Genomic DNA, 9416 nt, shown 5'->3' on the forward strand with positions numbered 1-9416 from the left:
TAATTAATCCTCCAGTTTTGTAATTTCTATTTCTATTCTCGGATTCAATGAATAAAGTTTTTGTGCAGACAAAGCGGCTACTTGTCCATCATCTTTAAACAATAGTTCGTTGCTACAATCCAGAACTGCTTTGATATAGTTATCTATATCTGGGCGTTTATCTACATATATGCTTTCTGATTCAAGCTCTGATCGTCTTTTTTTCACTTTGGCTATCCGTTTAGGTGGATAGATGTAAAACGTCGTAGAGACGAATACAGGACCCTTATCTATGATTTTAGGTTTCAACAATCTTAATTGGCTCTCGCAATTTCGTTTCCACTGCTTCATCTTTGATTCTTCATAGGTTCCATTACGTCCAAATCTAGGTCTTGATTGTGGTTTAGGTTCTATATACAAAGTATATTTTGTCATCCAGCCACCCTCATTTTCGGAGCGTAACCAAAGGACATCTCATACATTTTTTTTGCAAAGTTTAACTGTTCCTCATATGGCCTTTCGTTCAATTCCCAAAAATCATACTCTTTGGCTCTTACTTGATAATGATAAATAAAATAGCCTACCCAATATTGTTTAAAAATCTGTTTTGCGCGATCATCATTCACATGCCCTCCTTGAACAATATATTGGCTATATCTTTTTAAATAAGGGCCTTGTATCTTTTTGTAATCTGGAGGCAATTTGTTATGAACACATTTAAGGAGTTCAAAATCATTCATTCAGCTCACCTCTTTCAGCAAGTGTCCGTTCAGCCTCTGCTACCCAATCTATTTCAGGTTCTTTCACTTCTGGCGCTACAGATATATGGTCTGGTAATTTTTCTACTCGTGTATTTTTATTGTAGCCATTCAGATTAGATTTTCTTGAATGATCTTTCTTGGACCAGTTTCTAATCGTAGCAAGATAGTTCTTATAGGTTTTACCTGTTGATTCGCAATATGTTGAAATTTTTTCTATCCGTTGGTCCCAGTCAGAAGGAAATTCATTTTTCAGTTTTTCTAATTGTTCATCACTTAAAAGAACATTTTTGTATTCGCCATACTTATGACGGACAGGTTCACTTTTCTTTATCTCTTTATCTATTTCTTTATCTTTATCTAATTCTTTATCTATATCTGTACCGTCGCGTGACGTCACGCTAACGTCACGCTCTAACATTAGCTTTTCTTGTTTCTTCCGTTCTCTATATTCTCTGTTTCTAATAGCATTTTTTAGTCTAACTTGCTCCATTCCTTCAACGTTTTGATGCTTTTCCCAATTCGTAATCGCTATACTTCCATCGGTATTTAAATCAATCATGTTGAATTTTTCCAAAGTTATTAATGCTAATCTGACAACATTCACTGGCTTGCTAAACAAAGTTGATAGCATTTCCTCTGAATAAGGCATATTTCTTTGTATATAAATCAAGCCGTCATCATTAGTTTTACCAGCTAACACTAGCAACCGTATCCATATCACTAAGATTGCATCGGACTCAGGCACCGCTTGTATGAGCCTAATTTTTTCATCATCAAACATTGTTGTTTTTAGTTTGATCCAACTTATTTCAGCCACTTCATCAGCCTCCAATCCTCAATTTCTTTATTTCTTTCTCGTTCAATTTGATTCCAATAACATGATGTTTTCTCTTGAATTCTTCTAAACCAATCTGATGCTTTTCGCTATGATGTGTTCTGCATAGTGCAGCAAAGTCGTATTCAGAATGATCTACAGATTTGCGTTTTCGTCTGCCTAACGACTTGTTAAAATGATCAATATCAGCTCCACGCTTTCCACAAACGCAACACGTTCTAGTCATTACACACTTGTAAAAGTAATACTCAACGTTTTGCGGCGGTATCTCATAGCCTTCTCTAAAAGGAATATCGTTCTCAAAAATGAAATCTAGTATCAATTCAGACAGTGTAGATACTTCATCAACTGAACTTTCTGACTCATTTGATAAGCTGATGTTTTTACCTGTGAAGTATCTAAATTGCCAATAGAACACGTCTTTCAGGCTTTCTAAAGGTTCGCCTGTGTAAATGTAGATGTCTTGCATTAAAGCGAACACAAAGCGTCTCTGTTGCGGTGTAAAGCCACGTGGATCTTTGATGAACAGTTCCGCTTGTCTCTCGCCATCAAATCCGTTGAAAATCGTCTTCAATCTTTTGATGTTCAATTCTTCTTTGAGTTCTAAAACAAGTTTATTGCCTGATATTTTCACTATCTTTGTGAGATAAGTTAAGTTGTTCATTTACATCACTTCTTTGAATAAGCTTTTTCAAGTTCATCAGCGTACCTAGTAGCAGTTAAGAATTGCTCTGTATCTAATTCTGCTAATGGAATTGCCTGTAAAAATTTTGTATCAGTAATTTTTTCGGCCATTTGAACGCCTGTAATATGTTTCTTAGTCTTAAAAGTGACAAGCTCTGCTAATTTATCAACTTTAGTCTGCAACGCCCTCGCTTGCGTCTTAGTGATTTTTTTAGATTTAACAGAATCAACTTGCTGTTTGTACTCATCAGTATCAGCATCCTTTGTATCATCAATCTGATACAAACCATTCATGGCGTATTTTCGAGCATATGAAGAAGCGGTTCCTGTTATTTGCGACTCATCCATTCCCTTTTTAGATTCAGGTTCTCTAGCAAATCCGTTTGCTTTCTCAGTGTTAATCCCATCGGTGATAACTGCTTGAGCTTTAACATAATATCTATCGCCCACTTGGACTATTTCGTCAGTTAGCATAGGAACTAATCCATATTTATTAGCTAATGGCTTTACTGCTTCTAAAATATCCTCTGCACTTCTATAGTTGTATTTACCAAAGTTGTTTCTTTGTCCTTTGGGAGCCTTGAGCTCTGTAATTAATGCAGATAATTTTTCGTAAAAGCTCATTTCTTTTTCTTCACTCACCGTATCGCTCCTCCATTTCTTTCTTGAAGTCTTTTCCATTTTTATATCTCACGAGCTCCGCTCGCTTAATTTCTTCTTCAAATAGATCAAGTGTCTCTTGCGCATTTTCAAAGAGTAGATAGAACTCTTTAGTTTTTATTTCGGTTTCTATTCTCAAGCGCCAAATTGTATCAGTGTTCCAGATAGGCGATTCACAATCGTCTTGATTGCACTCGACGTTCTTTTTTAGCTCAGTGTTTCTGAACCCATCTTTTATAAGTACCTTCTTTTCATCAGGAGTTTTTGTGATGTCTTCGTCTAGCTTCACTTTTTCTTTTTCAGTTAACATGAAACATCCCTCCTAATCTTTATGAGGCTTTTTCTTTTTAGTTTTTCTCCAAGGCTTATCAAGTTCGATGAAGTAAATATTTTTTTCATCATGTTTTACATCAAATTGATAGTTGTAAACATTTAAATTAACAAGATCTGTCGTTTCCATTAAATACCCTGAAACGCTTGAGAATGCTGCAGTTATTGCTTTTCCTTGGTTTTTAGCCTGTCGAAGCGTTACACAATCATCTTCTTCATCATGTAAGAATTGAATACCAAGCATTGACCCTGAACGCATAAAACGAGCATATTTATAACCTTTGTCTAATAGGGTTTCGCCTAAAAATGACCCGATTCTAATAGTCGTGTTGTTCATACTAAGAATCGGTTTTTCAATTCGTGCATAGCCTTCATTCCTCTTTTTTATTTCGATAGGAACAAATTCACCAAAATTACTTTTTCTTCCTGCATCTTCAAAATTAAATCTTCCCATGTTATAATCCTCCTGTGCGTTTTTATTCTTGACTAGCTAACTTTGGATGGTGGGCTAGTCTTTTTTGTATTTTTCAAGAAGTGGTTTAAAGTATTTTTCTTCTGCTTCTTTGCGCGCGTTAATGGCGTGTTGTTTATTTTTAAAGTAACCCAAAAACATTCTTTGCTTCTTCACTGATATATAAGCCAACCAAAGACCTCTTCTTTCTTCCCAAAAGACACCTTTAAATCCACTTTTATTAGTTTCTGGCATCTTGCTAGTTAATAAGCTGATGCGCGTACCTTCTTTAGTGTCTGTTTCTCTTCCTGTTCTAAGTGCCCGCGAAATATCTTTATTTTTCCACTTTTCTCTATTCAATTGCGCTTTTAGACATCCGCAACTTTTTGTGTTTCCACTAATCAAATTTGTACCAGAAACATTTTTATGATTTCCACATTCGCACTCACACCTCCAAAGAACTCTTCCGTTTTTTGTTCTGTCTCCGCTATCTTCAATCACAATCAATCTTTCAAACCGTTGTCCTGTTAAATCATGTTTTTTAGTCATCCTAGTCAACCTCCTCGGTTGGCTTTTTTTGTTCATACTCCGCAACATCGTAGATCAATATCAATCCGAAAACTGCTGTGATGTATGCTACTTTTAACCAATCAGGTACATTTCCTGTTAGTGCCGCACCAATTCCAAACATGAACAACATTGCGCCAGTGCGCCGTAGCCAATAGATTTTTTTCATTTCAAAATTCCTTTCTGTTGTATAATTTTCTTATCAGCAAGTGGTCTGCTGAAATAACTGATAAGGTGGTGAAAAAATGAGTGATAGTAATGATTTACCGAAAATAATGTCTAAAGAAGAACTTTTACTAAGGAGAAAACTACTAGAAGTCACCGTCAATTTTATGAAAGAACACAAAATTAAATCTACATCCGAAACTGGTATCCTAATAAATGAATTAGACATATTATTGGCTAATACAGCAGTTAGACATCTTCTTGATAAGAATTAAGCAGTTTATTAATGGTTGCTAATCTTTCTTCTACACAAGAATTTTGTTTTCCTTGTACGATTTCAATTGTTTTATAAGTGTTGCTTTTATTTTCCTCTCAACTACTTTCGATAGTTGAGAGGACACTTTTGATTTGTTCAGACGTTCCTTCTAATATGGTTACCTTCATCTTGTTGCCTCCTTTACTATTTATAAATCCAAGCTCATTTGTCGCACTTGCATCTTAGTGGCTGTCGACGGTTCCCAATCGTTAATGAAATCCAACACTGTCTCATAATGTCTATTGCGCAGTTGTGTTCGTGTTGACACTCCCGTTACTGCTTTGACCCCTGAATTAATGTCTTTATGAAGCTTTCCTCGTTGTTCAGAAGTTAGTTTTCCAAATCCTCGAGCAACTTCGGCTACACGTTGGCTGATTCGACGGCTGATATATCCATAATTGCCAGCACTTAGAACGGTGTTTTCTTCTAGTTCTGCTACACGATCATCTAGTTCATCCACTCGTTGATTTGTTTCTTCATTTGCTTGTAAAGCCAAAATAACTTGATCTCGTTTAGAAATTGCAATTTTAGGCTGTTGTTTGATGTGCTCTTCCATTTGATTGAAAGCTTCAATATATTTCAGTTTGAATGCGTCAGCCTTACGTCCATTAAATCCCATTGCGACGAAAACAAAGCCATCTCGATTCATGTAATACAATCGTTGAGTTCGTCCACGAGAATCTTTGTATTCTCCTTCTGCGAACATGTTTTGGTAATGAGCGGAATTTTCCGCTGATTGAAGTTTGCTATCAATAGCTTCAAGAACGTCTTTATGGTACTTATCGAATGCTTCTGCTATTTGTAAACTTGTTGTGACCGCTTGGCGATCTTTCATGATTACTAGATCTGTCATTGTTATGCTCCTTTGCTAAATTTTGTATTTTTCCATAAACTCATCTATATCTTTTTTGTCGTATCTAAGAAATCCATCTACACGTACTTCTTTTAATCCACGAGATATGAGCTTCTCGAAGCCATTTTCGTTAACCCCGCCGACGTATTTTCTAGCTTCAATTTTTTTCAGATATCTTTTTTCTGTCGAGCCAGACTTTGACAATGAAATTAGTGCATCTTTAACTACTTCAACAATTGCAATTCTGAGTTTTGTCAAAAATTCTTCACTGAGAATATTCATGGTTAATCCTCCCTACTCTTTTTTCAGCAAATCATCTAAAGGGATTTCTAAATACTCAGCAACTTTAACCATTTTTGAAAAAGAAGGTTCAGAATCGTTCCATTTAGAAATAGCCCCGTTGCTAAATTTTAAATCTGTCTCGATTTTCCGAATAGAAACACCTTTCTTTTCTGCAATTTTTTTTACTCGATCGTAAAACATTATCTCACCTCCGAAAATAATCTAAGAATATTAACCACAACTATTGACTAAGTTTAGAAATTTTTCTATACTAAGTGTATAGGAAATAAACGTATCTATTTCAACGATACGACTTAGAAAATAATGCGTGGTTCATTTGTACTTTGCTTGCCAGCCTCGGTACATTTGTATAATATCACAGAATATTTTCAGATGTCAATGATAAAGTTAGAAAAAATTCTGAGGAGTTTAGAAAATGGGATTATACGAGAGAATAAAAGATGTTGCTAAATCTAAAAAATTAAGTATTGCTTACATAGAAAGAGAAAACAAACTTTCTAATGGCTCTATTTCTAAATGGAGTAAAAATGCTCCTAGTATAGAAAAATTGGATACCGTTGCTAATTATTTAAATGTTTCTACAGATTACTTGCTTGGAAAAACAGAAAATCCCTCAAGGATCAACAAATTAGCATCATCTGATTTAGATGATATTTTAGATGATATGATGAGTTTCGATGGTAAGCCAATGACTGATAATGATCGCATTGCTATACGCGCATATTTAGAGGGAAGATTTAGTAGTAAGTGAGGTTTTTTTAGATGGAAAATGTTAAAGCTATACTGCAGAATAATGGAATTGAACTAATAGAACTTACCCTTGAAAACAAAGGTTATTACAATTGCGTTCTAAAAATGATGTTTGTTAATCAAGAGCTGGACGAATTTGAAAAATTAAAAGTCATACTTCATGAAACTGGACACGCTTTAAAGCATTCTGATTATATGATTCTCTATAATCTCAGCACTTATAAATCAAAAATGGAGTATGAAGCTAATCAGTATATGTTGAAATATTTAATAAATGAAAGTGATGGGCATTACAACTATTCAAATGTTATTGAATCTTTCAACCTAGGATTAGGTTGGGAATTTAAATAAAAAACACACTCACATTCATCTTGGCGGACGAGTGAGCGTGGCACACAAATAACCAACAGTAAAGTAGGTCTATTTGTCGTACCTATTTTACCATCTCGAAATCCGACGTACAACCGAACGCTTGTGCGGAAAGGAAGTTAAAAAATGGCAAAGAAAAAAATTGATCCCCGAGTAAAAGAATACTCAAACAAAAAAGGTGAAAAGAAATTTTTATTTAATGTATATCTTGGCATCGATCCTTTGACAGGCAAAAAGAAAAGAACAACAAGAAGAGGTTTTTCTACTGCAATAGAAGCCGAAAGAAATCTGCGTAGGATAGAAAGTGATCTAGAGCAAAACGGTATTAGTAGCATCAAGATAAAGCAAGATAAGAAATTTGAATCAATGTATGATCTATGGTTTGCAAACTATAAAAAGACCGTTAAAGAAAGCACCTGGGCTTCTACTAAACAAATTTTCGACACACATATATTGCCAGTATTCGGTGATAAATACATTGGTAAAATTGACGTTACTTTCTGCCAAACTATAGTAAATGAATGGGCTGATAATAAACCTAAAATATTTAAAAAAATAAAAAACTACACCTCAAATGTATTTGATTACGCAATGTCTATTGAAATAGTTAATAAAAACCCGATGCGAATAATAACTATTCCTCGTGGAGAATCAATTATAAAGGACGAAAAAATAATTGATTTTTATGACAAAGACGAGTTGTTAAGTTTCTTAAAAGCGATTGAACACGACAATAGTGAAAGATTTACGTTCTTCTCTTTATTAGCTTTTACAGGTTTAAGGAAAGGTGAAGCTTTTGCACTTACATGGTCAGATGTTGATTTTAAAAATAAAATGCTGAATATTGATAAAACAATTACTCGTGGATTAAACGGTAGATTGATCACTAACACACCAAAAACTAAATCTGGAAAAAGAAAAATTCTTCTTGATGACAATACAGTTTCAGTACTTAAAAAATATTATACTGAGAGTACAAAGGTTCTTTCTATAAATAGAGATGGTTCGATTTTTAATCACGATGGTACTCCTTATAATCCTACCGTCTCAAGATCATGGTTAAATATTATTTATAAGCGCCACCCCGAACTTACAAAACAAATTACTACTCACGGTTTTAGACATACTCACGCCTCTCTCCTGTTCGAATCTGGAGCACAAGCAAAAGATGTCCAAGAAAGATTAGGACATTCAGATATCCAAACTACAATGAACATCTATACACACGTAACAGAGTCTCAGAACAAAAAAGTTATAAGTAACTTTGCTGCATTTATGCACAATTCTATGTAAAGGGTATTCAATTGGGTATTCAATTGATGAGGTACTCAAAAAAATGGCACAAAAAAAGCGTGATAAAAAATCACGCTAAGGCTTGATATGAAAGGAAGGTACGGGACTTGAACCCGTGCACCACATAACTGCGGCTCGCCGGATTTCGAGTCCGGTGCATTACCACTCTGCCAACCTTCCGCACCATTTATCTTACCTTTTCTGATTGAAATGTCAAGATTTTATAATGAATCTAAAACAGAAGTATCTTCCTCTTCTAACAAATCTTTGATTGAACGATTGATCAAATGAACGATTTCATCTTGTGTTGGTTCGATGATTCCAGAAGACATCAATGTAGCAATCCCAGTAACAACGATCCAAGTACCTACATGTAACGCATTGATCCGTTTTTCAGATAATTGACTATACTTAGGATGTTCTGTAATTAATTGATGGAAGTAATTGTAAGAAAAGTCATGCATTTTTTTCCCGCCGCCATACTCTTGAACAAATAAAGCATTATATAAATTACTTTGCTCTTTAGCGAAGTAAATATAATTCAATCCTAAATCAACGATTGTATCGCCAGTACGGACTTCTGGGAAAAAATCATAATACAAGTGATTACAAATCTCATCTAACAAGGTATTTTTTAAATCGCTCATGTTTTTGAATTCTAAATAGATCGGTTGTGTGCTGATACCCATTTTCTTTGCGATGTTACGAGCGGTAAATCCAGAAAAACCTTCATTTTCAACAACTTCATATGCAGCTTTTAGAATCTGATCTTTTGTATATACTTTTCTTCTCATTTTTATTCCTCCCAGAATGTTATTATTTTTATCGTCATTTTATTTTAATCAAAAAGGGATTAGTTTTGCAACCCCTATAGAGAATGTTATCTAACAAATGAGGCAATTTTTAAATAATTTGTGTATTATGACAAAAAATCCACGTTTTTTAGTGCAAATTTGTACTTTTTTCATTATTGGGCTTCGAATAAGTCTAGTTGATTTTATGGTAAACTCGTTATAATTTTAACTAGTCGTTTGTTTCTTTAAAATCATCGGATTTTATCAGAAATAGAAATTACGTGTTACTTTATTATACTTATTCTA

General features: G+C 34.4%; 17 protein-coding genes and 1 tRNA gene. 4 read left to right on the top strand and 14 right to left on the bottom strand.

Features of this window, described 5'->3' with window-relative positions; all coding sequences use genetic code 11:
• Positions 1-3: 3 nt before the first annotated feature.
• The 9 genes from ACQKTA_RS04295 to ACQKTA_RS04335 are packed head-to-tail and all read right to left on the bottom strand — an operon-like array spanning position 4 to position 4400.
• Positions 4-414 (bottom strand): RusA family crossover junction endodeoxyribonuclease, encoded by a 411-nt coding sequence (locus tag ACQKTA_RS04295; protein WP_427814314.1) that lies wholly within the window; start codon positions 412-414, stop codon positions 4-6.
• On the bottom strand, positions 411-719 hold the full coding sequence (locus ACQKTA_RS04300; RefSeq protein ID WP_427814315.1) for a hypothetical protein: 309 nt from the start codon (positions 717-719) through the stop codon (positions 411-413). The genes ACQKTA_RS04295 and ACQKTA_RS04300 overlap by 4 nt, the downstream gene beginning before the upstream one ends.
• Positions 712-1557, bottom strand: coding sequence for a phage replisome organizer N-terminal domain-containing protein (locus tag ACQKTA_RS04305; protein WP_427814316.1), 846 nt, complete (start codon positions 1555-1557; stop codon positions 712-714). The genes ACQKTA_RS04300 and ACQKTA_RS04305 overlap by 8 nt, the downstream gene beginning before the upstream one ends.
• Positions 1558-1561: 4 nt before the next feature.
• A complete protein-coding gene (locus ACQKTA_RS04310) occupies positions 1562-2239 on the bottom strand; it encodes a putative HNHc nuclease (RefSeq protein WP_427814317.1) in 678 nt (225 codons plus the stop codon).
• 5 nt (positions 2240-2244) lie between these two features.
• Positions 2245-2901: an ERF family protein gene (locus ACQKTA_RS04315; protein ID WP_427814318.1), complete on the bottom strand. Its 657-nt coding sequence runs from the start codon at positions 2899-2901 to the stop codon at positions 2245-2247.
• Positions 2894-3229 (bottom strand): hypothetical protein, encoded by a 336-nt coding sequence (locus ACQKTA_RS04320; protein WP_427814319.1) that lies wholly within the window; start codon positions 3227-3229, stop codon positions 2894-2896. Before ACQKTA_RS04320 ends, ACQKTA_RS04315 begins: the two co-directional genes overlap by 8 nt.
• A 12-nt stretch (positions 3230-3241) precedes the next feature.
• On the bottom strand, positions 3242-3703 hold the full coding sequence (locus ACQKTA_RS04325; RefSeq protein ID WP_427814320.1) for a hypothetical protein: 462 nt from the start codon (positions 3701-3703) through the stop codon (positions 3242-3244).
• Positions 3704-3757: 54 nt separating this feature from the next.
• Positions 3758-4249 carry an AP2 domain-containing protein gene (locus tag ACQKTA_RS04330; RefSeq protein ID WP_427814321.1) on the bottom strand — a complete coding sequence of 164 codons (492 nt, stop codon included), beginning with the start codon at positions 4247-4249 and terminating at the stop codon, positions 3758-3760.
• A gap of 1 nt (position 4250) precedes the next feature.
• Positions 4251-4400 carry a hypothetical protein gene (locus ACQKTA_RS04335; protein WP_427814322.1) on the bottom strand — a complete coding sequence of 50 codons (150 nt, stop codon included), beginning with the start codon at positions 4398-4400 and terminating at the stop codon, positions 4251-4253.
• 112 nt (positions 4401-4512) lie between these two features.
• Here ACQKTA_RS04335 and ACQKTA_RS04340 point away from each other — a divergent pair, with 112 nt between their 5' ends.
• On the top strand, positions 4513-4707 hold the full coding sequence (locus ACQKTA_RS04340) for a hypothetical protein (RefSeq protein ID WP_427814323.1): 195 nt from the start codon (positions 4513-4515) through the stop codon (positions 4705-4707).
• A gap of 189 nt (positions 4708-4896) precedes the next feature.
• Here the strand turns inward: ACQKTA_RS04340 and ACQKTA_RS04345 are convergent, their stop codons facing one another.
• From ACQKTA_RS04345 to ACQKTA_RS04355, 3 genes are read right to left on the bottom strand one after another with little or no spacing between them, the layout of a single operon-like run.
• Entirely contained in the window at positions 4897-5601 is a 705-nt protein-coding gene (locus ACQKTA_RS04345) for a Rha family transcriptional regulator (protein WP_427814324.1), read from the bottom strand.
• A gap of 15 nt (positions 5602-5616) precedes the next feature.
• On the bottom strand, positions 5617-5883 hold the full coding sequence (locus ACQKTA_RS04350; RefSeq protein ID WP_427814325.1) for a hypothetical protein: 267 nt from the start codon (positions 5881-5883) through the stop codon (positions 5617-5619).
• A gap of 12 nt (positions 5884-5895) precedes the next feature.
• Positions 5896-6084, bottom strand: coding sequence for a helix-turn-helix domain-containing protein (locus ACQKTA_RS04355; protein ID WP_427814326.1), 189 nt, complete (start codon positions 6082-6084; stop codon positions 5896-5898).
• Between the two features lie 235 nt (positions 6085-6319).
• Here ACQKTA_RS04355 and ACQKTA_RS04360 point away from each other — a divergent pair, with 235 nt between their 5' ends.
• From ACQKTA_RS04360 to ACQKTA_RS04370, 3 genes are all read left to right on the top strand, one after another.
• The gene (locus ACQKTA_RS04360; RefSeq protein WP_427814327.1) at positions 6320-6655 is read left to right on the top strand and encodes a helix-turn-helix domain-containing protein; all 336 of its coding nucleotides are present in this window, start codon (positions 6320-6322) and stop codon (positions 6653-6655) included.
• Between the two features lie 11 nt (positions 6656-6666).
• Positions 6667-7005, top strand: a complete 339-nt coding sequence (locus ACQKTA_RS04365) for an ImmA/IrrE family metallo-endopeptidase (protein ID WP_427814328.1) — start codon at positions 6667-6669, stop codon at positions 7003-7005.
• 144 nt (positions 7006-7149) lie between these two features.
• On the top strand, positions 7150-8316 hold the full coding sequence (locus ACQKTA_RS04370) for a tyrosine-type recombinase/integrase (RefSeq protein WP_427814329.1): 1167 nt from the start codon (positions 7150-7152) through the stop codon (positions 8314-8316).
• A 92-nt stretch (positions 8317-8408) separates the two neighbouring features.
• On the opposite strand, the gene ACQKTA_RS04375 is transcribed toward ACQKTA_RS04370, so the two are convergent.
• A tRNA-Ser gene (locus tag ACQKTA_RS04375) sits at positions 8409-8496 on the bottom strand.
• Positions 8497-8537: 41 nt separating this feature from the next.
• Entirely contained in the window at positions 8538-9110 is a 573-nt protein-coding gene (locus ACQKTA_RS04380) for a TetR/AcrR family transcriptional regulator (RefSeq protein ID WP_427814330.1), read from the bottom strand.
• Between the last annotated feature and the right edge of the window lie 306 nt (positions 9111-9416).

This window comes from Enterococcus sp. 22-H-5-01 (assembly GCF_050310005.1).
GTDB classification, from domain to species: domain Bacteria; phylum Bacillota; class Bacilli; order Lactobacillales; family Enterococcaceae; genus Enterococcus_A; species Enterococcus_A hailinensis.

What these genes read in the sequence shown, in the direction of transcription:
- ACQKTA_RS04295 (WP_427814314.1), bottom strand. Translation starts at nt 414, where the DNA reads ATGACAAAATATACTTTGTATATAGAACCTAAACCACAATCAAGACCT.
- ACQKTA_RS04300 (WP_427814315.1), bottom strand. Translation starts at nt 719, where the DNA reads ATGAATGATTTTGAACTCCTTAAATGTGTTCATAACAAATTGCCTCCA.
- ACQKTA_RS04310 (WP_427814317.1), bottom strand. Translation starts at nt 2,239, where the DNA reads ATGAACAACTTAACTTATCTCACAAAGATAGTGAAAATATCAGGCAAT.
- ACQKTA_RS04320 (WP_427814319.1), bottom strand. Translation starts at nt 3,229, where the DNA reads ATGTTAACTGAAAAAGAAAAAGTGAAGCTAGACGAAGACATCACAAAA.
- ACQKTA_RS04325 (WP_427814320.1), bottom strand. Translation starts at nt 3,703, where the DNA reads ATGGGAAGATTTAATTTTGAAGATGCAGGAAGAAAAAGTAATTTTGGT.
- ACQKTA_RS04330 (WP_427814321.1), bottom strand. Translation starts at nt 4,249, where the DNA reads ATGACTAAAAAACATGATTTAACAGGACAACGGTTTGAAAGATTGATT.
- ACQKTA_RS04335 (WP_427814322.1), bottom strand. Translation starts at nt 4,400, where the DNA reads ATGTTGTTCATGTTTGGAATTGGTGCGGCACTAACAGGAAATGTACCT.
- ACQKTA_RS04340 (WP_427814323.1), top strand. Translation starts at nt 4,513, where the DNA reads ATGAGTGATAGTAATGATTTACCGAAAATAATGTCTAAAGAAGAACTT.
- ACQKTA_RS04345 (WP_427814324.1), bottom strand. Translation starts at nt 5,601, where the DNA reads ATGACAGATCTAGTAATCATGAAAGATCGCCAAGCGGTCACAACAAGT.
- ACQKTA_RS04350 (WP_427814325.1), bottom strand. Translation starts at nt 5,883, where the DNA reads ATGAATATTCTCAGTGAAGAATTTTTGACAAAACTCAGAATTGCAATT.
- ACQKTA_RS04355 (WP_427814326.1), bottom strand. Translation starts at nt 6,084, where the DNA reads ATGTTTTACGATCGAGTAAAAAAAATTGCAGAAAAGAAAGGTGTTTCT.
- ACQKTA_RS04360 (WP_427814327.1), top strand. Translation starts at nt 6,320, where the DNA reads ATGGGATTATACGAGAGAATAAAAGATGTTGCTAAATCTAAAAAATTA.
- ACQKTA_RS04365 (WP_427814328.1), top strand. Translation starts at nt 6,667, where the DNA reads ATGGAAAATGTTAAAGCTATACTGCAGAATAATGGAATTGAACTAATA.
- ACQKTA_RS04370 (WP_427814329.1), top strand. Translation starts at nt 7,150, where the DNA reads ATGGCAAAGAAAAAAATTGATCCCCGAGTAAAAGAATACTCAAACAAA.
- ACQKTA_RS04380 (WP_427814330.1), bottom strand. Translation starts at nt 9,110, where the DNA reads ATGAGAAGAAAAGTATATACAAAAGATCAGATTCTAAAAGCTGCATAT.